Annotated in this window: 25 protein-coding genes; 13 read left to right on the forward strand and 12 right to left on the reverse strand. The window is 68.2% G+C overall.

Annotated features, from left to right (window positions below; all coding sequences use genetic code 11):
• Window positions 1–136 precede the first annotated feature (136 nt).
• From LT948_RS22360 to LT948_RS22385, 6 genes are all read left to right on the forward strand, one after another.
• A complete protein-coding gene (locus LT948_RS22360) occupies window positions 137–1,435 on the forward strand; it encodes an MFS family transporter (protein WP_003133088.1) in 1,299 nt (432 codons plus the stop codon).
• Window positions 1,436–1,457: 22 nt separating this feature from the next.
• The gene (locus LT948_RS22365; protein ID WP_023092277.1) at window positions 1,458–2,837 is read left to right on the forward strand and encodes a 3-carboxy-cis,cis-muconate cycloisomerase; all 1,380 of its coding nucleotides are present in this window, start codon (window positions 1,458–1,460) and stop codon (window positions 2,835–2,837) included.
• Between the two features lie 14 nt (window positions 2,838–2,851).
• The gene (gene pcaD / locus LT948_RS22370) at window positions 2,852–3,643 is read left to right on the forward strand and encodes a 3-oxoadipate enol-lactonase (RefSeq protein ID WP_003084070.1); all 792 of its coding nucleotides are present in this window, start codon (window positions 2,852–2,854) and stop codon (window positions 3,641–3,643) included.
• Window positions 3,644–3,653: 10 nt separating this feature from the next.
• Entirely contained in the window at window positions 3,654–4,055 is a 402-nt protein-coding gene (gene pcaC / locus LT948_RS22375; RefSeq protein ID WP_003084072.1) for a 4-carboxymuconolactone decarboxylase, read from the forward strand.
• A 127-nt stretch (window positions 4,056–4,182) separates the two neighbouring features.
• The gene (locus LT948_RS22380) at window positions 4,183–5,124 is read left to right on the forward strand and encodes a LysR family transcriptional regulator (RefSeq protein WP_003084073.1); all 942 of its coding nucleotides are present in this window, start codon (window positions 4,183–4,185) and stop codon (window positions 5,122–5,124) included.
• Between the two features lie 190 nt (window positions 5,125–5,314).
• Window positions 5,315–6,148: a hypothetical protein gene (locus LT948_RS22385; protein ID WP_003110230.1), complete on the forward strand. Its 834-nt coding sequence runs from the start codon at window positions 5,315–5,317 to the stop codon at window positions 6,146–6,148.
• Window positions 6,149–6,994: 846 nt separating this feature from the next.
• Here the strand turns inward: LT948_RS22385 and LT948_RS22390 are convergent.
• On the reverse strand, window positions 6,995–8,341 hold the full coding sequence (locus tag LT948_RS22390) for an MFS transporter (RefSeq protein ID WP_033995909.1): 1,347 nt from the start codon (window positions 8,339–8,341) through the stop codon (window positions 6,995–6,997).
• 305 nt (window positions 8,342–8,646) lie between these two features.
• Here LT948_RS22390 and LT948_RS22395 point away from each other — a divergent pair, with 305 nt between their 5' ends.
• From LT948_RS22395 to LT948_RS22410, 4 genes are all read left to right on the forward strand, one after another.
• Window positions 8,647–9,426 (forward strand): IclR family transcriptional regulator, encoded by a 780-nt coding sequence (locus LT948_RS22395; protein WP_003110229.1) that lies wholly within the window; start codon window positions 8,647–8,649, stop codon window positions 9,424–9,426.
• Window positions 9,427–9,669: 243 nt separating this feature from the next.
• Entirely contained in the window at window positions 9,670–10,713 is a 1,044-nt protein-coding gene (locus LT948_RS22400) for a Gfo/Idh/MocA family protein (protein ID WP_033995919.1), read from the forward strand.
• Between the two features lie 22 nt (window positions 10,714–10,735).
• Window positions 10,736–11,551, forward strand: a complete 816-nt coding sequence (locus LT948_RS22405; RefSeq protein WP_003101868.1) for a sugar phosphate isomerase/epimerase family protein — start codon at window positions 10,736–10,738, stop codon at window positions 11,549–11,551.
• Between the two features lie 149 nt (window positions 11,552–11,700).
• Entirely contained in the window at window positions 11,701–12,579 is an 879-nt protein-coding gene (locus tag LT948_RS22410; RefSeq protein ID WP_003110227.1) for a DMT family transporter, read from the forward strand.
• A 25-nt stretch (window positions 12,580–12,604) separates the two neighbouring features.
• On the opposite strand, the gene LT948_RS22415 is transcribed toward LT948_RS22410, so the two are convergent.
• The gene (locus LT948_RS22415) at window positions 12,605–13,855 is read right to left on the reverse strand and encodes an OprD family porin (RefSeq protein WP_033995910.1); all 1,251 of its coding nucleotides are present in this window, start codon (window positions 13,853–13,855) and stop codon (window positions 12,605–12,607) included.
• 65 nt (window positions 13,856–13,920) lie between these two features.
• A complete protein-coding gene (locus tag LT948_RS22420; protein WP_033995911.1) occupies window positions 13,921–15,246 on the reverse strand; it encodes an MFS transporter in 1,326 nt (441 codons plus the stop codon).
• 546 nt (window positions 15,247–15,792) lie between these two features.
• On the opposite strand from LT948_RS22420, the gene quiC reads away from it, so the two are divergent.
• Both quiC and LT948_RS22430 read left to right on the forward strand, forming a co-directional pair.
• Entirely contained in the window at window positions 15,793–17,697 is a 1,905-nt protein-coding gene (quiC, locus tag LT948_RS22425; RefSeq protein WP_034036002.1) for a 3-dehydroshikimate dehydratase QuiC, read from the forward strand.
• Between the two features lie 92 nt (window positions 17,698–17,789).
• Window positions 17,790–18,458 carry a TetR/AcrR family transcriptional regulator gene (locus LT948_RS22430; protein WP_003101858.1) on the forward strand — a complete coding sequence of 223 codons (669 nt, stop codon included), beginning with the start codon at window positions 17,790–17,792 and terminating at the stop codon, window positions 18,456–18,458.
• A gap of 39 nt (window positions 18,459–18,497) precedes the next feature.
• On the opposite strand, the gene LT948_RS22435 is transcribed toward LT948_RS22430, so the two are convergent.
• The 4 genes from LT948_RS22435 to pobA form a co-directional block, all read right to left on the reverse strand.
• Window positions 18,498–19,352, reverse strand: a complete 855-nt coding sequence (locus LT948_RS22435; protein ID WP_034036000.1) for a shikimate dehydrogenase — start codon at window positions 19,350–19,352, stop codon at window positions 18,498–18,500.
• The gene (gene aroQ, locus LT948_RS22440; protein WP_003111454.1) at window positions 19,349–19,795 is read right to left on the reverse strand and encodes a type II 3-dehydroquinate dehydratase; all 447 of its coding nucleotides are present in this window, start codon (window positions 19,793–19,795) and stop codon (window positions 19,349–19,351) included. Before aroQ ends, LT948_RS22435 begins: the two co-directional genes overlap by 4 nt.
• Window positions 19,796–19,897: 102 nt before the next feature.
• The gene (locus tag LT948_RS22445; protein ID WP_073657422.1) at window positions 19,898–21,412 is read right to left on the reverse strand and encodes an MDR family MFS transporter; all 1,515 of its coding nucleotides are present in this window, start codon (window positions 21,410–21,412) and stop codon (window positions 19,898–19,900) included.
• A gap of 174 nt (window positions 21,413–21,586) precedes the next feature.
• Entirely contained in the window at window positions 21,587–22,771 is a 1,185-nt protein-coding gene (gene pobA / locus LT948_RS22450; RefSeq protein WP_003084095.1) for a 4-hydroxybenzoate 3-monooxygenase, read from the reverse strand.
• 177 nt (window positions 22,772–22,948) lie between these two features.
• Here pobA and LT948_RS22455 point away from each other — a divergent pair, with 177 nt between their 5' ends.
• Window positions 22,949–23,815, forward strand: a complete 867-nt coding sequence (locus LT948_RS22455; RefSeq protein WP_003084097.1) for a helix-turn-helix domain-containing protein — start codon at window positions 22,949–22,951, stop codon at window positions 23,813–23,815.
• On the opposite strand, the gene LT948_RS22460 is transcribed toward LT948_RS22455, so the two are convergent.
• From LT948_RS22460 to LT948_RS22480, 5 genes are all read right to left on the reverse strand, one after another.
• Window positions 23,812–24,258 (reverse strand): GNAT family N-acetyltransferase, encoded by a 447-nt coding sequence (locus LT948_RS22460; protein ID WP_003111458.1) that lies wholly within the window; start codon window positions 24,256–24,258, stop codon window positions 23,812–23,814. The genes LT948_RS22455 and LT948_RS22460 overlap by 4 nt on opposite strands.
• Window positions 24,259–24,335: 77 nt before the next feature.
• Window positions 24,336–24,770: a CBS domain-containing protein gene (locus tag LT948_RS22465; RefSeq protein WP_003084101.1), complete on the reverse strand. Its 435-nt coding sequence runs from the start codon at window positions 24,768–24,770 to the stop codon at window positions 24,336–24,338.
• 164 nt (window positions 24,771–24,934) lie between these two features.
• Window positions 24,935–25,576, reverse strand: a complete 642-nt coding sequence (locus tag LT948_RS22470) for a suppressor of fused domain protein (RefSeq protein WP_003084105.1) — start codon at window positions 25,574–25,576, stop codon at window positions 24,935–24,937.
• A 267-nt stretch (window positions 25,577–25,843) separates the two neighbouring features.
• A complete protein-coding gene (locus tag LT948_RS22475) occupies window positions 25,844–26,131 on the reverse strand; it encodes a hypothetical protein (RefSeq protein ID WP_021263260.1) in 288 nt (95 codons plus the stop codon).
• Window positions 26,132–26,222: 91 nt separating this feature from the next.
• On the reverse strand, window positions 26,223–26,699 hold the full coding sequence (locus LT948_RS22480; RefSeq protein ID WP_003118626.1) for a MarR family winged helix-turn-helix transcriptional regulator: 477 nt from the start codon (window positions 26,697–26,699) through the stop codon (window positions 26,223–26,225).
• Between the last annotated feature and the right edge of the window lie 13 nt (window positions 26,700–26,712).

The following is a 26,712-nucleotide window of genomic DNA, read 5'->3' on the forward strand; positions in this document are numbered from 1 at the left end:
GTCGCCCGCCCGGTATCAAGAGCGCGCGTCGCGCGGCGCTGCCCATGGTTCGGCGGCGGCGCGGCGCGTGTGCAGCGGAACAGGACGCTCCGTCGCACGGTCAGGATGAAACGGACCCTGTCGAGAGAACAACAGCATGACTGCCCCTGTTCACCAGTACAGCAACGAAGAACGCCGCAAGCGCATCTTCGCCATCGTCGGCGCCTCCTCCGGCAACCTCGTGGAATGGTTCGACTTCTACGTCTACGCCTTCTGCGCGATCTACTTCGCACCGGCCTTCTTCCCCTCCGACAACCCCACGGTGCAGTTGCTGAACACCGCCGGGGTCTTCGCCGCCGGCTTCCTCATGCGCCCCATCGGCGGCTGGATGTTCGGCCGCATCGCCGACAAGCACGGGCGCAAGACCGCCATGCTGATCTCGGTGGTGATGATGTGCGCCGGCTCCCTGGCGATCGCCTGCATGCCCACCTACGCCAGCATCGGCACCCTGGCGCCGGCGCTGCTGTTGCTGGCGCGGATGTTCCAGGGCCTGTCGGTGGGCGGCGAGTACGGCACCAGCGCGACCTACATGAGCGAGGTGGCGCTCAAGGGCCAGCGCGGCTTCTTCGCCTCGTTCCAGTACGTCACCCTGATCGGCGGACAGTTGCTGGCGGTGCTGGTGGTGGTGATCCTGCAGCAGTTGCTGAGCGAAGACGAACTGCGTGCCTGGGGCTGGCGGATTCCCTTCGTGATCGGCGCGATCACCGCGGTGATCGCCCTCTGGTTGCGGCGCTCGCTGAACGAGACCGCTTCGAAGTCGACCCTGGAGCGCAAGGAATCCGGCACCTTCGCCGAGCTGTTCAAGCACAAGCGGGCCTTCTTCACCGTGCTCGGTTTCACCGCCGGCGGCTCGCTGATCTTCTACACCTTCACCACCTACATGCAGAAGTACCTGGTCAACACCGCCGGGATGAGCGCCAAGACCGCCAGCGCGGTGATGACCTTCGCCCTGTTCGCGTACATGCTGATGCAACCGCTGTTCGGCATGCTTTCCGATCGCATCGGGCGCAAGACCTCGATGCTCTGGTTCGGCACCCTGGGCACACTCTGCACCTTGCCGATCCTGCTCGCGCTGAAGACCGTGAGCAGTCCCTACATGGCCTTCTTCCTGATCATCCTGGCGCTGGCCATCGTCAGCCTGTACACCTCCATCAGCGGCCTGATCAAGGCCGAGATGTTCCCGCCGGAGGTGCGCGCCCTCGGCGTCGGAGTGTCCTACGCGGTGGGCAACGCGATCTTCGGCGGCTCGGCCGAGTACGTCGCCCTGGGGCTGAAGTCGGTAGGGATGGAGAACGTCTTCTACTGGTATGTTTCAGCCATGTGCCTGCTGGCGCTGCTGGTCTGCGTGAGCCTGCCGGACCTGCGCAAGGTCAGCTACCTGAACGACGAGCCCTGACGGGCCGGGAAAAGGAAAACCGATGAGCGACGTACCCGCCAACCAGTTGTTCGATGCCTATTTCACGGCGGCGCCGATGCGCGCGGTGTTCTCCGACCGCGGCCGCCTGCAAGGCATGCTCGACTTCGAGGCCGCCCTGGCCCGCGCCGAGGCGCGCACCGGGGTGGTTCCCGCGACGGCGGTGGCGCCGATCGAGGCGGCCTGCCGCGCCGAACTGTACGACCCGCTGGCGCTGGCCGACGCGGTCGCCACTGCCGGCAACTCGGCGATCCCGCTGGTCAAGGCGCTGGGCCGCCAGGTGGCGGCTGGCGACGCCGAGGCCGAGCGCTACGTGCATCTCGGCGCCACCAGCCAGGACGCCATGGACAGCGGCCTGGTGCTGCAACTGCGCCGCGCGCTGGCCTTGCTCGAGCAGGATCTGCAACGTCTTGCCGAGGTCCTGGCGGACCAGGCCGAACGGCATGCCGACACGCCGCTGGCCGGGCGCACCTGGTTGCAGCACGCCACCCCGGTGACCCTGGGCATGAAGCTCGCCGGCCTGCTCGGCGCCTTGACCCGGCACCGCCAGCGCCTGCGCGAGTTGCGCCCGCGCCTGCTGGTGCTGCAATTCGGCGGCGCCTCTGGGACGCTCGCCGCGCTCGGCGAGCAGGCCCTGCCGGTGGCCGCGGCGCTGGCCGAGGAGCTGGGCCTGGCTTTGCCCGAACAACCCTGGCACACCCAGCGTGACCGCCTGGTGGAGTTCGCCAGCGTGCTCGGCCTGGTGGCCGGTAGCCTCGGCAAGTTCGGGCGCGATGTCAGCCTGCTGATGCAGACCGAGGCCGGCGAGGTCTTCGAGCCGGCCGGCGCCGGGCGCGGCGGTTCCTCGACCATGCCACACAAGCGCAACCCGGTGAGCAGCGCGGTGCTGATCGCCGCCGCCACCCGTGCGCCGGGGCTGGTCTCGACCCTGTTCGCGGCGATGCCGCAGGAACACGAGCGCAGCCTCGGTCTCTGGCACGCCGAGTGGGAAACCCTGCCGGAACTCTGTTGCCTGGTTTCCGGCGCGTTGCAACAGGCGATCGGCCTGCTCGAAGGCCTGGAGGTGGACGCCGAGCGGATGCGCCACAACCTCGGCCTGACCCACGGCCTGGTGCTCGCCGAGGCGGTGAGCATCGCCCTGGCCCGCCGTATCGGCCGCGAAGCCGCGCACCACCTGGTGGAACAGTGCTGCCGCCGCGCCGTCGAGCAGCGCCGCGAGTTGCGCGCGGTGCTCGGCGAAGAGGCGCGAGTGAGCGCCGAGCTGTCCGGCGACGAACTGGACCGCCTGCTCGATCCCGCCCATTACCTCGGCCAGGCCCGCGCCTGGGTCGAGCGCGCGCTCGCCGAACACCATGCCCTGGGCTTCGAACCCCATCCCGCCTGACTGGAGAACCCTTCGTGCCAACCGTACGCCTCGCCGACGGCGACCTGAACTACTCCCTGGAAGGACCGGCCGGCGCGCCGGTCCTGCTGTTGTCAAACTCGCTGGGCACCGACCTGGGCATGTGGGACACGCAGATCCCCGCACTCACCGCCCATTTCCGCGTGCTGCGCTACGACACCCGCGGCCACGGCGCCTCGCTGGTCACCCCCGGACCGTACGCCATCGGCCAGCTCGGCGCCGACGTGCTTGCCCTGCTCGATGCCCTCGAGCTGCCGCGCGTGCATTTCTGCGGGCTGTCCATGGGCGGCCTGATCGGCCAGTGGCTGGGCATCCACGCCGGCGAGCGGCTCGGCCGGCTGGTGCTGTGCAACACCGCGGCGAAGATTGCCAGCGACGAGGTCTGGAACACCCGCATCGATACCGTCCTGAAAGGCGGTGAGCAGGCCATGCGCGACCTGCGCGACGCCTCGGTGGCGCGCTGGTTCACCGCGGGCTTCGCCGAGCGCGAACCGGCGCAGGTCGAGCGCATCGTCGCGATGCTCGCGGCCACCTCGCCGCAGGGCTACGCGGCCAACTGCGCTGCGGTACGCGACGCCGATTTCCGCGAGCAGCTCGGGCTGGTCCAGGCGCCGACGCTGATCGTCGCCGGCAGCCACGATGCCGTGACCACTCCGGACAACGCCCGCTTCATGCAGGCGCGCATCGCCGACGCGCAGTTGGTCGAGTTCGCCGCCGCGCACCTGTCCAACGTCGAAGCGGGCGACGCCTTCAGCCGCCGCCTGGTCGATTTCCTGCTGTCCGCCTGAGGAGCCGCCGATGGACGAGAAACAACGCTACGAAGCCGGCATGCAAGTGCGCCGCGCGGTGCTCGGCGACGCCCATGTCGAGCGCAGCCTGGCCAACCTGACGCCGTTCAACGAAGAGTTCCAGGAGATGATCACCCGCCACGCCTGGGGCGACATCTGGACCCGTCCGGGGCTGCCGCGACACACCCGCAGCCTGGTCACCATCGCCATGCTGATCGGCATGAACCGCAACGAGGAACTCAAGCTGCATCTGCGCGCGGCGAAGAACAACGGGGTGAGCCGCGACGAGATCAAGGAAGTGATCATGCAGAGCGCCATCTACTGCGGCATTCCCGCGGCCAACGCGACCTTCCACCTGGCCGAATCGGTGTGGGACGAGCTTGGCGTGGAGTCGCAGCAGGCGTCCCGGTAGGCCGCCGGGCGGGGCTATCGGTAGGGCGAATGGCGTCGCAGGCGTTATCCGCCGAGGCGGCGCTTCCCCTTGCCATTCGCCGGTGTTTCCCGGAAGGTCGACAGCTCCGTCATCCCTTCGGTCCGCCATGAGCCGCAAGCTGCATATCCACGCGCCCGCGATCCACTACTTCGACATGGTGCGCCGCTGCCATTCGATCCGCGAAGCCGCGCGACGCCTGAACGTCGCCTCGTCGGCGGTGAACCGGCAGATCCTCAAGCTGGAGGACGAGATCGGCGCGCCGCTGTTCGACCGCCTGCCCGGGGGCCTGCGCCTGACCGGAGCCGGGGAGATCTTCGCGCGCCACGTCACCGTGGTCCTGCAGGACATGGAGCGCGTGCGTTCCGAACTGGACGCGCTGCAAGGCCTGCGCACCGGCCATGTGGAGATCGCCACCATCGAAGCGGTGACCAGCGACCTGCTGCCCTGCGTGCTCAAGGCGATGCGCGAACGCTACCCGGACATCACCGTCGGCGTCACCCTGCTCGGTTCCCAGGCGATACCCGAGGCGGTGAGCAGCGGCGCGGTCGACCTCGGCCTGGCCTTCGCCCTGCCGCGCAGCGCCGACCTGCAACAGGTCAGCGTCGGCCATTTCCGCCTCGGTGCCATCGTCTCCCCGCAGCACCCGTTGGCGCGACACCAGGCCATCGCCTTCGCCGATTGCGTCGAACATGGCCTGATCATGGCCAAGAGCGAGCTGTCCATCCATCACCTGCTGGCGCCGCTCCAGCGCCGTTTGCGCGAACCGCGCCGGGCGGTGCTGGAGAGCAGCTCCCTGGAGCTGTCGCGACAACTGGCGCGGCGCGGGCTCGGCGTCGCCTTCCAGACCCGCCTGGGGATCGAGGCCGACATCGCCCAGGGCGAGCTGCGCTTCCTGCCGCTGAAAGACAATGGCGGCATCCACAGCGACCTCGGCCTCTACGTGCGCACCGGCCGCTACCTGCCGGTGGCGGTGGACGCCCTGGCCCGGCAGATCGCCGAGGAAGTGCGCCTGCGCGAGCGCGAGGAAGCGCGCCTGAACGAGGCCTGAGCGGCGCTCGCGCCGATGCCAGACGGCTTGCCCGAGCTTGCTTGTTCGCTGATGCCGTTTCGGCATCGGTATGTTCGATATTCTGTTCTTTGGTCAGCGCGGCGAAGTGCCGATACTGCCCCGCGACCCCGGCGCGAAACCGGGGGCTGAGTCGCCACAAGAACAACAAGCAACCAGCAGGACACACAGCATGAAGAAGATGATGCAGGGCGCCGCCGCCCTGATCGCGCTCGTCGGCGCCGGGGAGAGCATGGCGCTGGAATGGATGAGCAACAGCGTCGGTTTCCGCTACGGCCAGCAATTCACCAACCCGAACAACCCGGACAAGTTCGCCAAGCGCATCTACAGCTTCACCCACGCCGACGGCTATCGCTACGGCAGCAATTTCTTCAATCTCGATGTGTTCCTTTCCGACAACCGCGACCCGCGCAAGGGCACCGACCACGGTGGCAGCGAGGTCTATGCGGTCTACCGCCACCAGCTCTATGCCTCGCGGGTGTTCGACCGGCCGCTGGGCACCGGCCTGGTCAAGGACTACGCCTTCACCCTGGGCTTCGACGCCAGCCGCAACAACAACCTGGCTTCGGCCAAGAAGCGCGCCCTGGTGTTCGGCCCGACCCTCAAGTTCAACGGTCCCGGCGTGCTCGACCTGAGCCTGCTCTACTACCGCGAGAAGAACCACTTCGGCGTGCCCGGCGCGCGCCATCCCGACCACACCTTCGACACCACCTACATGCTCAACCTGACCTGGATGCGGCCGTTCAAGGTCGGTAACCGTGCGGCGAAGTTCCAGGGCTTCGTCAACTACGTGGGAGAGAAGGGCGAGGACTACAACGACAAGGACACCGCGGCGGAAACCCTGGTCCGCACCGCCCTGATGGTCGCCGCCCTGCCAGGCGACAAGCGCCAGCCGAACCTGTGGCTCGGCGTCGGCTACGAGTATTGGCACAACAAGTTCGGCGTCGACGGCGGCACCGGCAGCCGAACCTCGACGCCGACGTTGAACATGGAATTCACCTTCTGAGGCGATGCGCCGCCGCCCTACGCGATGCCGCCAACCCTGGGGTGGGGCGGATAACGCCACCGGCGTTATCCGCCGATACACCGAAGCCCGGCGGCGGATAACCGCGAGCGGTTATGCGCCCTACGCGATGCCCACCCCTGGGGTAGGGCGAATAACGCCACCGGCGTTATCCGCCGATACACCGAAGCCCGGCGGCGGATAACCGCGAGCGGTTATGCGCCCTACGCGATGCCCACCCCTGGGGTAGGGCGAATAACGCCACCGGCGTTATCCGCCGATACACCGAAGCCCGGCGGCGGCTAACCGCGCGCGGTGATGCGCCCTCCGCGATGCCCACCCCTGGGGTAGGGCGACTACCGCCACCGGCGTTATCCGCCGCTCCACCGAAGCCCGGCGGCGGCTAACCGCGCGCGGTGATGCGCCCTCCGCGATGCCCACCCCTGGGGTAGGGCGACTACCGCCACCGGCGTTATCCGCCGATACACCGAAGCCCGGCGGCGGATAACCGCAAGCGGTTATGCGCCCTACGCGATGTCGCAGCCCTGGGGTGGGGCGAATAACGCCACCGGCGTTATCCGCCGATACACCGAAACCGGACGGCGGATAACCGCAAGCGGTTATGCGCCCTACGCGATGCCGACCCCTGGGGTGGGGCGGATAACGCCACCGGCGTTAACCGCCGATACACCGAAGCCCGGCGGCGGATAACCGCAAGCGGTTATGCGCCCTACGCGATGCCGACCCCTGGGGTGGGGCGGATAACGCCACCGGCGTTAACCGCCGATACACCGAAGCCCGGCGGCGGATAACCGCAAGCGGTTATGCGTCCTACGCGATGGGGCAGTTTCACCCCGCATCCGCGTGACTGACCAAGCCCTTCAGCAGCACCGCGGCGGTGGCCAGTGCAGCCGGCAGCACCAGGGCGGTCAGCACCTGTTCGAAGTTCCAGCCCAGGCCCAGCAGGGTGGCGCCGATCCAGGCGCCGAGGATGGCGCCGAAGCGGCCGATACCGAGCATCCAGGAGACCCCCGTGGCCCGCCCCTGGGTTGGATAGAAGCGCGCCGCCAGCGACGGCATCGCCGACTGCGCGCCGTTGATGCACATGCCGGCCAGCAGCACCAGGGTCGCCAGCAGGGTGACCTGGCCGAGGCTCTGGCCGACGCACCAGGCGAACACCCCCGCCAGCAGGTAGAACAGGCCGATCACCTTGTGCGGGTTGAAGCGATCCATCGCCCAGCCCACCGCTACGGCGCTGAGCACCCCGCCGAACTGGAACAGCGCGCCGATGAACGCCGCCTGCTCCAGGCTCGCCCCGCTATCGCGCATCAGGGTCGGCAGCCAACTGGTGAGCAGGTAGACGATCACCAGGCCCATGAAGTAGGTCAGCCAGAGCAGCAGGGTGCCGGCGCTGTAGGTACCGGAAAAGATCACCGCGAACACGTTGCGGGCCTGCACCGTCTGCTGCTCGGGGACGTGGAAACTCCGTGCCAGCGCCACCTGCGCCGGGGCGATGGGGGCCAGCACCTGGCGTACCCGCTCGCTGCCGCGGTTGCGCACCACCAGGTAGCGCGCCGATTCCGGCAGGCGGAACAGCAGGACTACCGCCAGGACCAGCGGTAGCAGGCCGCCGAGCAGCAGCAGGCTGTGCCAGCCGAACAGCGGGATCAGCTTCGCCGAGACGAATCCGCCGCAGGCCATGCCCAGGTTGAAGCCACAGAACATGCTGGTCACCAACAGCGACTTGAGGCGCTCGGGGGTGTATTCGGAAAGCAGGGTGGTGGCGTTGGGCATCGCCGCGCCGAGGCCGAGGCCGGTGAGGAAGCGCAGCGCCAGCAGTTGCTCGACGTTGGTGCTGTAGGCCGAGCCCAGGCTGAACAGGCCGAAGAGGAAGACCGCCGCGACCAATACCAGCTTGCGTCCGTAGCGGTCGGCCAGCGGTCCGGAACCGAGGGCGCCGAAGACCATGCCGATCAGCGCGGCGCTCATTACCGGACCGAGGCTGGCGCGGTCGATGCCCCAGTCCTGGGTCAGCGCCGGCGCGATGAAGCCCATCGCGGCGGTGTCGAGGCCATCGAGGAAGACGATCAGGAAGCACAGCAGGACGATCCGCCATTGGTACGGCGAAAGCGGCTGGGCATTGATGAAGGCTTGCACGTCGAGTCGTTCGACGGCGGGCAGGCTGGGGCTGTTCATGGGACGGGTTCCGCGGCGAGAGTGAGGGCGTGGGACGAGGGTCGGACGCGTGGCTCAGGTGCAGGCGGCGGAAGGCAAGGCGTGCTGCGGCATGTCGGGATTCCCCTGTTGTTTTTGTAGCGGAGGCGCTCGGCCTGCCGGGGTGCAGACACATTACGGAGGGCCATGGGGAGTGGCAATCCGATAATCGTTTATCGGTTCGCTGATCGAACGGAACCCTGTGAAATCTCGACCTTCGCCAGGCTGTGAAAATCCGGAACCAGATTCTAGAATCCTGCCTTCCCTCGACTCAGGAACGTCCTTCCATGGCCGGTAGCCTCATCGAACGCGCCCTCGGCTTGCTCGAACTCCTCGCCAGCGATGCCCGCGGCCTGCCCCTGCAACAACTGGCGGACCGCCTGGATATCCCCAAGAGCGCCGCGCACCGCATGCTCGCCGAGCTGATCCGGCTCGGCTACGTGCGCCAGGACCACGACACCAGCCGCTACCGCCTCAGCACCCGCCTGGCCGCGCTGGGCTTCCGCTTCCTCGCGTCCAGCGGGGTGGTCGATCTGGTCCAGCCGGTGCTCGACGGGCTCGCCCGGGAGACCGGCGAACTGGTGCGCCTGGGGGTGATCGAAGGCGATCGCCAGACCTGGATCGCCAAGTCCCAGGGCGCCACCTCCGGGCTACGCTACGACCCCGACATGGGGCGCGAGGCGCCGCTGTTCTACACCGCATCCGGGCACGCCTGGCTGGCCAGCCTGAGCGACAAGGCGGCGCTGGCGCTGGTGGAGCGCCAGGGCGTAGGGGCGGCGCGGGACTTCGGTCCCAACGCGCCGCGCTCCAGGAGCGAGCTGCTGCGTTACCTGAAGCGCGCCCGCGAGCACGGCTATGCCTGGCAGATCGAATGCTCGGCGCCGGGCATGGCGGCGATGGCTGCACTGGTGCGCCACCCCGAGGACGGACGGGCTCTCGGCGTGCTCAGCGTGGCCGGGCCGAGCGCACGCTTCGGCGAGGCGCGCATGCACGAACTGGCGCCCCTGCTCCTGGCCGCGGCGCAGGACCTCTCCCACGCCAGCCAGGCGTCCGAGCTGTTCCGCTGAGCCATCCGGCCCGGCCCCAGTCCTTTCCCGACATCGGCGTGCGAATAGCGAACGCTTTCTTGCCTGCCACGGAGCCCGCATGCAGCGGGCCTTTCCGCACTTCCATGGAGGTCCTGGCGGCGCTGCCGTCTCGAAGCGCTCTTGCGCGGGGCCAACTCCTCGTTCAAATAATCTCCTTCGTTAAATCTGGAACGACGTTCTGGAATCCTGAGACGAACAAGAAAACAACGATTGGGGACCGCCTTGGACGCACCGCTTCGCATCGCCCTCATCGGCGCCGGCAACATGGGCCGCCAGCATTACCATCGCTTGCAGCGAATCGCCGGCGCGCGCCTGTGTGCGGTGGCCGATCCTCAGGGCCAGGCGTTCGCCGCGGACGCCGGCGTGCCCTGGTTCGGCGATCATCGGAGGTTGCTGGAAGAAGCCCGGCCGCAAGCGGCGATCGTCGCCAATCCGAACAACCTGCATGTCGCCACCGCCCTCGACTGCCTCGCCGCCGGGGTGCCGCTGCTGCTGGAAAAACCGGTCGGCGTGCAGCTCGACGAAGTGAGCGAGCTGGTCGCCGTCGCCCGGCGATCTGGCGTTCCGCTGCTGGTCGGTCACCATCGTCGGCACAATCCGCTGGTCGTGCGGGCGCGCCAATTGATCGCCGAGGGCGCGCTCGGTCGGTTGCTGTCGGTCACCGCGCTCTGGCAGTTGAAGAAGCCCGACAGTTATTTCGAGGTGGCCTGGCGTCGCGAGCCCGGCGCGGGAATGTTGCTGACCAACCTGATCCATGACCTCGACCTGCTCCGCCACCTGTGCGGGGAAGTGCGGGAGGTGCAGGCGCTGGCCGGCAACGCTATCCGTGGCCTGCCCAACGAAGACAACGTCGCGCTGCTCCTGCGCTTCGCCAATGGCGCCCTGGGCAGCCTGACCGGTTGCGACGCTGCGGCGGCGCCCTGGAGCTGGGAGCTGGCCGCCGGGGAGAACCCGGTCTATCCGCGCGAGGCCGAGCAACCCTGCTACCTGCTGGCCGGCACCGAGGGTGCCCTGAGCCTGCCCCAGCTCCGCCGCTGGCGCTACGCCGAGGCCCGGCAGGGCTGGCACGACCCGCTGGCGGCCAGCGTGGAGGCCGTGGCGGCAGGCGACCCCCTGCAACGCCAGCTAGAGCACTTCGTCCGGGTCGCGCGGGGCGAGGAAGCGCCATTGATGGATGCCACCGACGCCGCTCGCACCCTGGCGCTGGTCGAGGCGGTTCGCGAGGCCGCGCGCAGTGGCCGGGCCTGCGCGCCGGCCAGTTTCTGAACCGCTGACGATGAGGTAGTGCATGGAATCGAGGATTCTTTCCCTGGCGGCGCTCACCGTGCTCGAGCTGTCGCCCCCGGACATGGTCGAGGCTGCCGCCCGCGCCGGCTACAGTCATGTCGGCCTGCGCCTGGTGCCGGCCACAGTGGAAGAGCACCACTATCCGCTGCTGGCCGATGCCGGCCTGCGCCGGCGGACCCTGGCGCGGCTGCGCGACAGCGGAGTGCGCACGCTGGACGTGGAGATCCTGCGCCTGCGTCCGGACACCCGCGTCGGCGAGTTCGCCGCGGTGCTGGAGGTCGGCGCCGAGTTCGGCGCGCGCTATGTGCTGGTGGCCGGCAACGATGACGACGAGCGGCGCAGCGCGGACAATTTCGCCGCGTTGTGCGACCTGGCGCGGCCGCTCGGCCTCGACCCGCACCTGGAGTTCATGCCCTGGACCGGGATCCGCGACCTGCGGCAGGCCGCGCGGGTGGTCGAGGCGGCGGCGCGGGACAACGCCGGCCTGTTGCTGGACGCCTTCCATTTCGACCGCTCGGCCAGCAGCCTGGAAGACCTGCGGGCGATCCCGCCTGCGCGCCTGGGCTACGCGCAACTCTGCGATGTCGTCGGGCCGCGTCCGACGTCGATGGACGAAATCCTTCGCCAGGCCCGCGAGGAACGGCGTTTCCCTGGCGATGGCGGGCTCGATCTGCTGGCGCTGCTGCGCGCCCTGCCGGAGAACCTGCCGCTGAGCCTGGAGGTGCCCGCGCTGGATTTGCTCGCGCGCGGCGTGGATGGCACGGAGCGGGCGCGGCTGGCGATCGAGCGGACCCGGGCGCTGCTCGCCCGCCTGTAGCGCCACCGCGCAGGCAGGTTGCCCGTTTGCATAATGGAACGGGGTTCTATAGTTTCCAAACGTTGAAGCCGATCGTTTCTTTCCTCGATGGCGGGTACCGTCAGAATAAATAGCCTGCTATCGATTTGCCCTGGTGCCCGGACCCTCCGATGAACGCATCCACCTCCCCGCTGCCCGCCAGCGACCAGACCCTGCGCGGCATCCTGCTGATCTGTGCCGCGGTGTTCCTGTTCGCCAGCCACGACGGGTTGTCCAAGTTCCTTTCCGGTTTCTACCCGATCGTCATGGTGGTCTGGGCCCGCTACCTGGTGCACACCCTGCTGATGGTCGCCGTGTTCGTGCCGCGCAACGGCCTCGCGGTGATCCGCACCCGCCGTCCGCTCATGCAGTTGGCGCGGGCGCTGTGCCTGATCGGCACCAGCCTGTTCTTCACCACCGGCCTGCGCTACCTGCCCTTGGCCGAGGCGACCGCGGTGAACTTCCTGGCGCCGCTGCTGGTGACCGCGTTATCCGTGCCGTTGCTGAAGGAGAAGGTCAGCCTCGGTCAATGGCTGGCGGTGCTCACCGGCTTCATCGGCGTGCTCTTCATCGTGCGTCCCGGTGGCGCGCTGTTCACCCCGGCGGCGTTGTTCCCGCTCGGCTCGGCGCTGTGCTTCGGGCTCTACCAACTGCTCACGCGGATGCTCGCCAACAGCGACAGCCCGACCACCAGCAACTTCCTCGCCGGCATCTTCAACACGCTCATCATGAGCCTGCTGGTGCCGTTCTTCTGGCAGACCCCAAGTCTTCTCCACGGCCTGATGATGATCGCCCTGGGCGGTTGCGGCATGGGCGGCCACCTGCTGCTGACCCAGGCCTTCCGCCATGCGCCGCCGGCGACCCTGGCGCCGTTCAGCTATGGCCAGATCATCTTCGCCGGCCTGCTCGGCCTGCTGGTGTTCGGCCACGTGCCGGACGCCTGGTCGCTGCTCGGCATCCTCGTCATCTGCGCCAGCGGCCTGGTGGTCGCCTGGCGCCGTGGCCGCTGAACGCAACGGGGTCGGCGCGTAGGCTTCACAACAGGCTCAGCGGATAGCTGACGATCAGCCGGTTCTCGTCGAAGCGGGTATTGCTGCTCCAGTCGCGGCGCTGGCTGGAGTTGCGCCAGCGGACGTTGAGACGCTTGAAGGCGCCGCTCTGCAGCGTGTAGCCCAGCTCGCTCTCGCGTCCCCATTCGCTGCCGTCGTCGGTGACTCCGGCCAGGCGCACATGGTCGCCATGCAGGTAGCGGGTCATGAAGGTCAGGCCGGGTAGGCCGAGGCCAACGAAGTCGAAGTCGTAGCGCAGTTGCCAGGAGCGCTCGCCGGGATTGTCGTAGCTGGCGTTGTAGCTGTCGTTGGCCAGGGTTCCGCCGCTGGTGCCGTTGACCCGCATCCAGCCATCGTCGCCACTGACCTTCTGCAGGCCGAGATAGAGGGTATGCAGCCCGTAGCGCGCGGAGAACAGCGCGGAAACGGTGCGGTTATCGAGCTTGCCGGCGCGCGCGCTGCCAGCGTCGCGGCCACGGAAGCCGCCGAGGTTGGCGCCCAGCAGCCAGTCGCCGAGCGGCTGGCTGTGTTGCAGTTGCAGGTACTGTTGGCGGTAGATGTCCTTCAGCTCGGCGTTCCACAGGCCGAGCAGGCTGCGTTCGCCATTGAAGCGATATTCGCCGCCGGCGAAATCGAAGCGGTCGGAAGTGGCGGCTGGCCGGCCGAACAGCGACATGTCCTGCATGCTTGCGTCGTTGCGCGGGCTGTTGCCGCGGAACTGGCCGGCGTAGAGGGTCAGGCCGGCGATCTCGTTGGCGCTGAGCTGGCCGCCGCGGAAGGTCTGCGGCAGCGAGCGGCCATCGTCGGAGCGGAGGATCGGCAGCACCGGCATCCATTCGCCGATCTTCAGTTCGCTGTTCGACACGCGCAGCTTGCCGGCCACCGCCAGGCGTCCGAAGTCGTCGGCCGGGCGGCCGTCGTCGTGGGTTGGCAGCAGTTGGGTGCCGGCCGTTCCCTTGCCGCCATCCAGCTTCAGGCTGTAGAGACCGAGGACATCGAGGCCGAAGCCGACGCTGCCCTGGGTGAAGCCGGAGCGGGCGTCGAGGATGAAGCTCTGCGTCCACTCCTCGGCCTTGCCCTGGCTGGCATCGCCGACGAAGTTGCGGTGCAGGTGGAAATTGCGCGCGGTGAGGCTGGCCTTGGCATCTTCGAGGAAACCTTGCCCGGCATGGACTGGCAGGCCGGCGCCCAGGCAGAGGGAAGCGCAGAGCGCGCGGACGTGGCTCGGGTGCGACATGGGAGTGTCCCTTCGTTCTTGTTCTCTAGGCAGGGAGGCGCCCGGCGAGCGCCGGGCGCTTGGACTCAGGCTTCGATCCGGCGCGGGGCCATGAAGTACAGCCAGGTCAGGGCGATGAAGTACATCGCCGGGATCATGGTGAAAAGCACCGCGTAGTTGTTGTTCGTCGCGGTCAGTACGCCGCCGACGATCTGGGTCATGAACATCCCGCCCAGCGCCGCGCACATGCCGCCGAAGCCGAACACCGTGCTCATCAGGTGCTTGGGCGTGTAGTCCATCACCAGGCTCCAGATGTTCGCCGTCCACGCCTGGTGTGCGCCGACCGCCAGGGCGATGGCCAGCACGGCGATCCACAGGCCGCTGGCGTTGGCGGCGAACACCACGCCGACGATGGTGCAGGCGAACAGCAGCATCGACAGCAGGCGCGCGCGGATCGCCGGCATGCCGCGGCCGATCAGCCAGGACGAAAGGATGCCGCCGCCGACGCTGCCGAAGTCGGCGGTCAACCAGATCAGGATCAGCGGGATGCCCATCTGCGTCACGCTGATGCCCAGGCCGTACTGCTGGTTGAGGAACGGCGGCAGCCAGTAGAGGTAGAACCAGAACACCGGCGCGGTGATCGAGTAGGCCAGGGCGAAGGCCCAGGTGCCGCGGCGGCGGAGAATCTGCGAGAAGGGCACGCGGGTGGCGGGCGGCTCCTCCTGCTGCTGGATGTATTCCAGCTCGCTCTGCTTCACCCGCGGATGCTCCTCGGGGTTGTAGTAGTTGCGCCACCAGAACACCAGCCAGACCAGGCCCAGCGCCGACATGCAGAGGAACGCCGCCTGCCAGCCCCAGACGCCGAGGATCAGCGGCAACAGGGCCGGGGTGACCATCGCGCCGACATTGGTGCCGGCGTTGAAGATGCCGGTGGCCACCGCCCGTTCCCCGGCGGGGAACCACAGGCGGGTGGTCTTCACGCAGGCCGGGTAGTTGGCCGCCTCGGTCAGGCCGAGGATGAAGCGGCAGACCATGAAGCCCGCCGCCGAGGTCGCCAGGCCGTGGGCGCCGGTGGCCAGGCTCCAGAGCAGCACGGCGAGGAAGAACGCGCGCTTGACCCCGACCTTGTCGATGAAGCGGCCCTGGAGGATGAAGCCGATGGCGTAGCCGACCTGGAACCAGAAGTTGATGTTGGCGTAGTCCATCGCCGTCCAGCTCATCTTCTCGGCCAGGATCGGCTGCATCACGCCGAGGGCGGCGCGATCGATGTAGTTCAGGGTGGTGGCGAAGAACACCAGGGCGAGCATGCCCCAGCGCGTCCCGCCGACGGCGAAGGCGTTGCGGATCCTGCCGCCGCGGGATTCCCGCGGGGCGTCGGCGGCGAGCAGTCGAGAGCTGGAAGAGTGGATCATTGACGGGGCCATCCTTTCGGCGGCCGGCGCCTGGGCGCCCGGCCTGGATTTGTCGTTCTGGGTTGCACGCAGGCGGACCAGGGGCCGCGCCGGTGTCAGCGGGCCAGGGGCGGTCGGGCCGGGCGAGCGGCGAGCGGACGGGATGGAGGGCGGACGGAGAGGTCGGCGATGGACATGAGCGGGTACCCGATTCTTGAAATTGTTATGTCGCGTGGGTTGCGCAGGTGCCCGGGAAAGAAGCGCGGAGCGCTTCCGGCAGATCGGGACGGCCTGCACGGGTGGCTGCGATGGTGCGCGATTGGTCGAAAAAGCGTCAATTCGATAATCGTGCTTCCGTTCGATATTCGAACGGAATACTAACCAGTTCGTACATTTTGCGTTGCCTGTCAGTTGGCGCAAACCAATAATCGGCTTGCCGGGCGAGCGGTCTCAGCTACCCGAAGTGGCTTCCCGGCGCATCCCGCGCGGGCTATCCGCGCCTCCGCCGTTCCGCCGCCGGCCCTCGCGCGGCGCCAGGCGCCGTAGGGCGCATTGAGGAGTCGAAGCATGCAGCGTTCGATCGCCACCGTATCCCTGAGCGGCACCCTGCCGGAAAAGCTCGAGGCCATCGCCGCCGCCGGTTTCGACGGGGTGGAAATCTTCGAGAACGACCTGCTTCATTACGACGGCAGCCCGCGCGACGTACGCCGGCTGTGTGCCGACCTGGGCCTGGAGATCCTGCTGTTCCAGCCGTTCCGCGACTTCGAGGGCTGCCGCCGGGAACGCCTGGGGCGAAACCTGGAGCGCGCCGAACGCAAGTTCGACCTGATGCAGGAACTCGGCACCGACCTAATGCTGGTGTGCAGCAACGTCGCTGCCGATGCCCTCGGCGAACCGGCGCTGCTGGCCGATGACCTCCGGCAGCTGGCCGAGCGCGCCGCCGTCCGCGGCCTGCGCATCGGCTACGAGGCGCTGGCCTGGGGGCGCCAGGTGAACACCTGGGAGCAGGCCTGGGACCTGGTGCGGCGGGCCGACCAGGCGAACCTCGGGCTGATCCTCGACAGCTTCCATACCCTTTCGCTGGACGGCGATCCGCGCGGCATCGCCGATCTTCCGGGGGAAAAGATCTTCTTCGTGCAGATGGCCGACGCGCCCTTGCTGGCAATGGACGTGCTGGAATGGAGCCGGCACTTCCGCTGCTTCCCGGGTCAGGGCGGCTTCGACCTGGCAGGCTTCCTCGCGCCGGTCGTCGCGTCCGGCTATCGCGGTCCGCTGTCGCTGGAGGTCTTCAACGACGGCTTCCGCGCCGCGCCGACCCGCGCCAACGCCGTCGACGGCCTGCGCTCGCTGCTCTACCTCGAGGAGAAGACCCGCGAGCGCCTGCAACGCCAGACGCCGCACGTGGCGGTGGACGAGCTGTTCGCGCCGCCGCCGGCGAGCCTCTGCGACGGCATCGAGTTCCTCGAGTTCGCCGTCGACGAGACGCTCGGCGCGCGCCTTGGCCAGTGGTTGCAGCGACTGGGCTTCGCCAGGGCCGGCGAGCACCGTTCGAAGAATGTCAGCCTGTTGCGCCAGGGCGACATCAACCTGGTACTGAACGCCGAGCCCTATTCCTTCGCCCACGGTTTCTTCGAGGCCCACGGACCGTCCTTGTGCGCCACCGCGCTGCGCGTGCGTGACGCCGGCCAGGCGCTGGGGCGCGCTCGTGCGTACGGAGGCCAGCCGTACCGCGGACTGCTCGGCCCCAACGAGCGGGAAATCCCGGCGGTGCGCGCCCTCGACGGCAGCCTGCTGTATCTGGTCGAGCGGCACACCGAGGGCCGCAGCATCTACGACAGCGACTTCGTGACGAACGACGCCGACACTTCCGGCCTCGGCCTGCGACGCGTCGACCACGTGGCCCTGGCGCTGCCCGCCGAAGGTCTGGACAGCTGGGTGCTGTTCTACAAGAGCCTGTTCGACTTCGGCGCCGATGACGAGGTGGTGCTGCCCGACCCCTATGGCCTGGTCACCAGCCGTGCCGTGCGTAGCCCCTGCGGCAGCGTGCGCCTGCCGCTGAACATTTCCGAGGACCGCAACACCGCCATCGCCCGTTCGCTGTCCAGCTATCGCGGTTCCGGCGTGCACCACATCGCCTTCGATTGCGCCGACATCTTCGCCGCCGTGGCCCAGGCCAAGGAGGCCGGGGTCGCACTGCTGGAAATCCCGCTGAACTATTACGACGACCTCGCCGCGCGCTTCGACTTCGACGACGAGTTCCTCAGCGAACTGGCCTACTACAACGTCCTCTACGACCGCGACGCCCAGGGCGGCGAGCTGTTCCATGTGTTCACCGAGCCGTTCGAGGAGCGCTTCTTCTTCGAGATCCTCCAGCGCCGCCACGGCTACGCCGGCTACGGCGCGGCCAACGTGCCGGTGCGCCTGGCGGCGATGGCGCAAGCGCGGCGGGGTGTGCGCCGGGCCAAGCTGTGAGAATTGTCGGGGCTCCGGCAGGTGCTCTTCCTACAGCCGGGCGGGCCCCGCATAATCGGCCGCAATTCCCGCCGGCCACGAGTGAGTCACCGATGTCCAAGCCTGATCCCGCCGTCGTGGAGGAATCCGCTCCGCGCGGCAAGGGACGCAAGAACAATCCCGAGAAGACCCGCCAGGACATCCTCCGCGCCGCCATCGACGAGTTCGTCGCCCAGGGCCTCTCGGGTGCGCGGGTGGACGCCATCGCCGAGCGCACGCATACCTCGAAGCGGATGATCTATTACTACTTCGGCAGCAAGGAGCAGCTCTACCAGGCCGTGCTGGAGAAGCTCTACAGCGACATCCGCGGTATCGAGGGCACCCTGCGGCTGGGCGCGCTGCCGCCGGCCAAGGCGATGGAGAAGCTGGTGGAGTTCAGCTTCGACTACCACGACCGGCACGTGGATTTCGTGCGCATCATCAGCATCGAGAACATCCACAAGGGCGAGCACATCGCCAGCAGCGAGCTGGTGCAGAGCGTCAACAGCTCGATCGTCCAGAGCATCGCCGAGATTCTCCGCCGCGGCGAAGCGGAAGGGGTGTTCCGCGCCGGGCTGGAGGCGCTCGACGTGCACATGCTGATCAGTTCGTTCTGCTTCTACCGGGTGTCCAATCGCTACACCGTGTCGCGGATCTTCCGCACCGACCTGCACGACGCCGAGGTTCGCCAGCGGCATCGGCGGATGATCGGCGAGGCGGTATTGCGCTACATCCGTGCCTGACTGCCGTCCCCTCTCCCATTGGCGGGAGAGAGGTGCCATTCAGTCGTCCAGGCTGGCGAAGTGCGCCTGCATGCGCGCGGCGTCAGCCTCTACTCCGCTGAACAGTTCGAATGCCTTCACCGCCTGGAACACCGCCATGGTGCCGCCGTCCAGTGTGCGGCAGCCGAGGGCGCGGGCCCGGCGCAGCAGCTCGGTTTCCAGCGGAAAGTAGATCACCTCGGCGACCCACAGGTCGGCGCGCAACAGTTCCGCCGGCACCGGCATGCCGGGCAGCTTGGCCATGCCCACCGGGGTGGTGTTGACCAATCCCTGGGCGTCGCCCAGGGCGCCGGCCAGGTCGCTGCCGGCGAGCGCTCGTGGCGCGCCGAAGTGCTGGTTGAGGTTGTCCGCGAGGGCCTGGGCCCGCGCCGGGTCGACGTCGAACAGGGCCAGCCGCTCGACGCCCTCGGCGAGCAGTGCATGGGCCACTGCCGCGCCGGCGCCGCCCGCGCCCATCTGCACCACGCGCTGGCGCGGCGCGTCGGCCAGGCCGCGCCGAAAGCCCTCGGCGAAGCCCAGGCAGTCGGTGTTGTGGCCGATGCGCCGGCCATCGCGCAGCACCACGGTGTTCACCGCGCCGATGCCGCGCGCCTCGGCGGAGAGTTCGTCGAGCAGGGGGATGATCGCCTGCTTGCAGGGGAAGGTGATGTTCAGCCCGGTGAAACCGAGGTCGCTGGCGGCGGCGAGCAGGAACTCCAGGTCGTCCGCCGACTTGCCCAGCAGGTCGAGATCGATCAGCCGGTACAGATAGCGGATGCCCTGGGCGTCGCCTTCGTGCTCGTGCAGGGCCGGGGTCCGTGACGCCTGGATGCCGGCACCGATCAGGCCGGCGAGAACCGATCGCGGCGCGCTCATGCGGCCGCCTCGAAACGCTCGGCGAAATGTTCCAGGGCCAGGCGGTAGCCGAGGCTGCCGAATCCGCAGATCACCCCCAGCGCCACCGGCGAGACGTAGGAGTGGTGGCGGAACGCTTCGCGCTGGTGGACGTTGGACAGGTGCACTTCGACCACCGGCAGTTCCACCGCGGCCAGGGCGTCGCGCAGCGCCACCGAGGTGTGGGTCCAGGCGGCGGGGTTGATGACGATGCCGGCGACCCGGCCGCGGGCCTGGTGGATCCAGTCGAGCAGTTGGCCTTCCTGGTTGGTCTGGCGGAAGTCCACGGCGAAGCCGCGCGTCTCGGCGAAGGCCGCGCATTCGTCGGCGATTTCGCCCAGGGTCTGCCGGCCGTAGGTCTGTGGCTCGCGGGTGCCGAGCAGATTCAGGTTGGGGCCGTTCAGGACCAGTACCGTGCGCGTCATGGCGCAGCCTCCACAGCAATGATGTCATCGATGCCGGGAAAATGTACCGAACGGTTACTTTTGTAAACCGGACGCCGTCGCCGACGGGACGAAAGCGTTCGATTATCGGCGTCCGCTCACTCGCCTGCCGCCGGTTGCGTCGCGGCCGCGCAGGGTCATGTCGGGCAATGCCGAGGCCACCGCCAGGCCGAGCAGCGCCACCGCCGCGTTGACCAGGAAGAGCACCTTGAAGGCATCCGCGAGGACATGCTGGAGGATCACCCGGGCCGGCACGCTGGCGGCGTCCAGGCTGCTCAGCAGGGCGCTCTCGGAAAAGCCCTGGTCGAGCCCGCCGCCGATCCGCAGGTGCTTGAGCAGGGCCAGCAGGATCGCCGACATCAGCGCCACCCCGACCGCCCCGCCGAGGGAGCGGAACAGCGTCGCGTTGCTGGTGGCGACGCCGATGTGGCGTTGCTCCACGGCGTTCTGCGCGGCCACCAGGCTGGTCGGGAACTGGGTACCGATGGCGATCCCGGTGAGCAGCATGCACAGCCCGGACAGCCAGTGGTCGCCGACCGGGACCAGGGCCAGGCCGGCGATGCCGCAGGGCAGCAGGACGGCGCCGAGCAGGATCAGCGGCTTGTAGCGTCCCAGGCTGGCGGTCAGCCGCCCGCAGCAGTACGCGCCCAGCGGCAGGCCCATGACCAGCGGCAGCAGATGCAGCGCGGCGCTGTCGGCGCCGGCGCCGGTAACGCTCTGGTAGCGCAGCGGCACCAGCACGGTCAGCGAGATGGCCTGGAAGCTGGCGAAGAACGCAACCAGCCAACTGAGGGTGGCGGCGCGGACGGCGAACAGTTGCATCGGCACCAGCGGTTCGCGGAAGCGCCGCTCCTGGGCGACGAACAGCAGCAGGGCGAGCGCCGCCAGGGCGAACAGGCCGAGCAGCGCCGGGTCGCTCCAGGCTGCGCCCTGGCCGATCTGGGTGATGGCCAGGAGCAGCGCGGTGAGACCCACCACCATCAGCACGATGCCCAGGTAGTCGATCACCGGTTGCCGGCGCGGCACCGGCAGGCCGACCAGGGTCCGCCGCGAGATGGCCAGCGCGAGAAGGCCGATCGGCAGGTTGATCCAGAACACCCAGCGCCACGACAGGTACTCGGTGAGCAGGCCGCCGAGCACCGGGCCGGCGACGCTGGCGATGGCGTACATGCTGCTGAAGTAGCCCTGGTAGCGGCCGCGCTCGCGCGGCGGGACGATGTCGCCGATGATCGCCTGGCTCACCGCCATCAGCCCGCCCGCGCCGACCCCTTGCAGCACTCGCGCCAGCACCAGTTGGCCCATGCTCTGCGCGAGCCCGCAAAGCAGCGAGGCGGCGGTGAACACGACGATGGCGAAGAGCATCAGACGGCGGCGGCCGTAGAGGTCGCCGAGCTTGCCGTAGATCGGCATCGATACGGTCATCGCCACCATGTAGGCGGAGATCACCCAGGCCAGCAGGTCGAGGTCGGCGAAGTCGGCCGAGATCGCCGGCAGGGAGACGGCGACGATGGTCTGGTCGAGGGCGCTGAGGAAGATCGACAGCATCAGGCCGGCGAGGACGGTACGGACGGCGGGCGGGTTCTGGGCGAGATCGGACAAGACGGCACCTGGGGCGGACGGAACGCGAAGGCAGCGGGCATCATACTGCGCCTGGGGTAGGACAGGTGCCGGGGAATATCGATCCGAGGGTCGTCTTTCGTCGATATTCGCCTGCGCCAACGTTGCGTCCCGCCTTGGGAACGGTGCCCCGGCGTTGCGCCGGGGTGGCGCGGCCTACTCGATTTCCTCGTAGGGCAGGCCGACATAGTTCTCGGCGATGGTCGCCAGGCCCGCCTCGGAGCCCAGGTAGTACTCCAGTTCGGTCTGCTGGATGCGCTGGCTGAACGCGTCGGTGTCGGGGAAGCGATGCAGCACCGAAGTCATCCACCAGGAGAAGCGTTCGGCCTTCCAGATCCGCCGCAGGCAGATTGCCGAGTAGCGTTCCAGCAGTTCGCCCCGCCCTTCGCGGTAGGCCTTCAGCAGCAGCCGGTAGAGCGTGCTGACGTCGCTGGCCGCCAGGTTCAGTCCCTTGGCGCCGGTGGGCGGCACGATGTGCGCGGCGTCGCCGGCGAGGAACAGCCGGCCATGCTGCATCGGCTCGACCACGAAGCTGCGCAGCGGCGCGATGCTCTTCTCCAGCGAAGGACCGGTCACCAGTTTCTCCGCCACCTCGGCCGGGAGGCGCGCTTTCAGTTCCGTCCAGAAGCGCTCGTCGGACCAGTCCTCGACCTTCTCTGTCAATGGCACCTGTACGTAGTAGCGGCTGCGGGTCGCCGAACGCTGGCTGCACAGGGCGAAGCCGCGCGGATGGTTGGCGTAGATCAGTTCGTGGCTGACCGGCGGGGTGTCGGCGAGCAGGCCGAGCCAGCCGAACGGATAGACCCGCTCGAAGACCTTCAGCCGTTCCGCCGGGATCGATTGCCGCGAGATGCCGTGGAAGCCATCGCAGCCGGCGATGTAGTCGCAATCCAGGCGCAGCCGTTCGCCGTCGCGTTCGAAGGTCACGTAGGGGCGCTCACCTTGCAGGTCGTGCAGGCGCACCTCGGCGGCCTGGTAGACGGTAGTGGCGCCGCAGGCTTCGCGGGCTTCCATGAGGTCGCGGGTGACCTCGGTCTGGCCGTAGACCGTCACCGTCTTGCCGCCGCTCAGGCGCTTCAGGTCGATGCGCCGGCGCTGCCCGGCGAAGGCGATCTCCACGCCTTCGTGGACCAGCCCGTCGCGCGCCATGCGCCGGTCGACGCCGGCCTCGCGCAGCAGGTCGACCATACCCTGTTCCAGCACGCCGGCGCGGATGCGGCCGAGCACGTAGTCCGGGGTCTGGCGTTCGAGGATCACGTTGTCGATGCCGGCCTTGTGCAGCAACTGGCCGAGCAGGAGGCCGGACGGACCGGCGCCGATGATGGCGACTTGAGTCTTCATTGCGGATAGCCCTCTCGCTGTTATGGCTGGCCGGCGGCGCATGCGCCGGCGCTGATCTTGTCTGGAGGTGGCTGTATTTTTGTTTGCCGTGGGGTGCTATAGAAGGCAAATTGCCGATCTATTTCTGGACTTTTATAAACTCTGTTCGGCAATCGGCCATTTCGCTCGGAGGGCTCGATGACGGATTCCACCCGCGACGTCCCGGTGTTCAAGCTCTACGGCGCGCCCCTCGAATGGCCGACCCCGGACCTGCTGCACTGCGAGTCGATCCCCGCCCGCAGTCGCCTGCACGATTGGGAGATCAAGCCGCACCGGCACGCCGATCTCGCTCAGTTGCTCTACGTGCGCAAGGGCTGGGCGCAGCTCCAGGTCGAGGGCGAGCCGACTCGCGTCGAGCAGCCCTCCATCCAGTTCGTACCGCCGTTGTGCATCCATGGCTTCCAGTTCTCCGAGCGCATCGACGGCTACGTACTGACGCTCGCCGCACCGTTGCTGGCCCGCTTGCAGGCGCACCTCGGCGCGCAGCGCCAGGCGCTGGAAGCGCCGGGGCTGTACCCGGTGGGCGCGGACCGGCGCTATATCGACACGCTGTTCGACGCCATAGATGGCGAGTACGCCGGCGCTGCGCCGGCGCGCGAGCTGTTGTTGCAGTCGCTGATCGGCGTGCTGGCGGTGTGGCTGGGGCGGCAGGTGATGGTCCGGCGGGCGGAGGCACGGCCGGGTCGCGGTCAGGAATACCTATCGGCCTTTTCGCAACTGGTCGAGCGGCATTTCCGCGAGCACCTGGGAATCGACGAGTACGCGCGTCGCCTGGGCATCTCCCCGGCACACCTGAACGGCGTGGCGCGCCGCCTCAGCGGGCAGACCGCACTGGGCATCGTGCACCAGCGCCTGCTGCTGGAGGCCAAGCGCGACCTGGTCTACACGGCGATGACGGTGAACGAGATCGCCGACCGCCTCGGCTTCAGCGAGCCGGCCTACTTCACCCGTTTCTTCAAGCGCCTGAGCGGCGTCTCGCCGAGCGTTTTCCGTAAGGGCGACTAGTGTTCGCGGCGCAACTGGACGATCTCCAGCGCGCGCCCCTCGTCGTCGCGCGGGCGTCGGCCGCTCTCGACGAAGCCGCAGCGTGCGTAGAACCCCAGCGCCTCGCGGTTGGCGGCGTAGACCTCGACCTCCAGCGCGCCCTTCAGGGTTGCCGCGTGCTCCACCAGTTGCCGGCCGATCCCGCGCCCGTGGGCCGTCGGGGCGACGAACAGGCCGCCGATGAAGGCATCGAGCAGGCCGATGAAGCCCAGCGGCGTATCGCCGTCCAGCGCCAGCCAGGTTTCCGAGGCATCCAGATAATGATCGCGAACCAGTGCCTTCTGCTTCTGCAACTCGGCTTCGCCGAGGAAACCGTGGCCGACGCGCGAGGCCTCCAGCCAGATGGCGAGGGTGGCATCGCGGTCGGCGGGAATGTAGCGGCGGATCTTCGGCGGAGAGGGCATGGCGGCGGCTCGCAACGGCAACAGCCGCGGATTATCGCGTGAGCCGGCGGGAAAAGGGCAGGGCCGGCACGCCCGCTTCAGTCGCCGCGGATGTACTGTTCCAGTTGCTGGATCAGCTCGGCCTGCTCGGCGATCGCCGCCTTGACCAGGTCGCCGATGGACAGCAGGCCGAGCAACTGGCCGTCTTCCACGACCGGCAGGTGGCGCAGGTGGCGATCGGTCATCAGGTTCATGCAGGTGTCGACGCTCTGCTTCGAGTCCACGCTGACCACAGGCGCGCTCATGATCGCGCTGATCGGCGTACCGATGGACGAACGGCCCTTGAGGACCATCTTGCGCGCATAGTCGCGCTCGCTGACCACTCCGACCACCTCGCCATGGTTCACCACCAGCAGCGCGCCGATGTTCTTTTCCGCCATCAGGCGCAGGGCGTCGAGCACCATCTCGTCCGGTCCGATGGTGTACACCTGCTGGTTCTGCTTGGCGTTCAACAGTTGTGCCACGGTTTTCATGCGCGCCCCTCCGGAGCCGTTCTCACGTCCAGCAAGAATCGTAGACGGCGAGCGGATCGGCAAGCGGGGAAAACGGCATCGAACCGATTGAAAAACGTCATCGCCGGCTTCCCCGACGAAGGTAGGGCCTGGCGACGGGCCTCTTGCTCCGGTTGCCCGGCGACCTAATGCAGTATCCGCTCGAACCCTTCCGGACGTTGGCCGGTGACGTAGCAATGGCGATGCCGGTCGAGGCTGAGCGGATGTCCGGCGTCGTTCAGCACTTCGGCGATGCCTTCCAGGTGCTTGTTCACTTTCACCTGGTATTCCTGCTCGGTCAGCGGCACGACCCAGAGCAGGTCGACCGGATGGGCGGACAGGTCGAAACCGTCGAACAGGGCGGCATCTTCGCCCAGCGGGGTCGGCAGGAGAAGGAAGTGACGCAGCAGGCTGTGCTCGTAGAGCGGGAAACCGAATGCCACGCTGTGTCCGTGGCCGAGGGCCAGGCGTTCGTGGAACGGCAGGCCGGCGAGCCACTGCAGGTGGCGCAGGTCCTCACCGCCGAGGACGTCAAGGTAGCAGATCAGCTCGCTGGACCAGCGCGCGCTGCCCATATAGGGCGCGAAGTGCATCCGTGCCTGGCTCATCCCCGCGGTGATCACCACGTGGTGCGGGCGCCGGCTGCTTTCCAGGCGGTAGCCGAACACCGCCATTTCCGGTGCCGTCACGCAGTGCCTCCAGAAGTCACGGCAGTCCAGGACGATGCTCGGCGCACAGCCGAAATGGTCGTCGTATTTCTCGCGCAGCCGGGCGATGTAGTCGTTCATCTTCAGTCCTCGGAGTGGGGCGGGTAGGGCCGGACATGGGCAGGCGCCGGAGGCGCGTCCGTTGCCATGCGAGGGCAATCCAGTCATGGCCGATCCTCGTTGCCGTTGGGTGACCAATGGAATGCGAACGGCGACTGCCGAGAAATCGGCTCGTTCCGAGAGAGGCGAGAGGCTTTCCTTCTTGGTGCGTAGGAAAGCGCTGAGGGCAGCTGAGGGTATCTGTCGGGAACGGAAAAAAGCCCGTCGGGAACGGGCGAAGAGGGAAGCTTACCAGGGCAGCGGGAAGTGGCCTTCCGCGCGCAGGTAGTCAGGATCGGGGGTGAACGGGTCGATCTTCTGCCGCTCGCTGCAACCCTGGCGTTCGCAGTCCCGCAGGCGCTGCAACGGCGAGCGGTCGTCGCGCTGGATGCGGATGCCCGTGGCCGGCGCGCCGTCGGAAAGGCTGTAGCTGCGGCCGCTCTCGCAACCGGGCAGGATCAGGCAAAGGCAGAGGAGCAGGGTGGTGTGCGGGTGTCGTGGCATTGCGGGTCGAATGGGCTTGCGAAGGCCGCCCATGCTATCAATCGGCCAGCAAATAGGGGGCCGGATGGTCAGTCCATGACCGGGATGAGAGTTGCTTCGCAAACCCGGAGATGCCCTCGAAAGGCTATTGCGTCACGCGGGAAAGCCCGTCGAAGGCCCGCAGCAACTTGCCCAGGGCGAGGGTCAGCGCCTCTTCTTCCGGGCCGGCGCCGAGAGCCGCCAGCAGCCTTTCGTCGAGCCCTGCGACCTGTGCCAGGGCCTGCTCGAACACCGCCTGTGCCGCGGGGCTGCGGCGCACCAGCACGGCGCGCCCGTCGTCCGGGTCCGGCAGGCGGCTGACCCAGCCGCGCCGCACCAGCCGTTCGATGGTCCGGCCCAGCGCGGTGCGGTCGGTCTGCGAGTGCTCGATGAGCACGCTCATCGGCACGTCACCGTCGAAGGCGTGGATGATCCGCAACGCACGCCATTCATGCAGCCCCAGTTCGAGAGGGGCAAGCAGGGCGGTGAGTTGCCGTTCGCGCTGGCGGACGATCTCCGTCATCAGGTACAGCGGGCCTTGGGGCAGCCCCAGTGCGTTCGTCTCGGTCATTGGCCCGGTCACCTTCCTCGATCCT

Origin of the sequence: Pseudomonas sp. CP-1 (assembly GCF_021213715.1) — a bacterium.
Lineage (GTDB): Bacteria > Pseudomonadota > Gammaproteobacteria > Pseudomonadales > Pseudomonadaceae > Pseudomonas > Pseudomonas aeruginosa.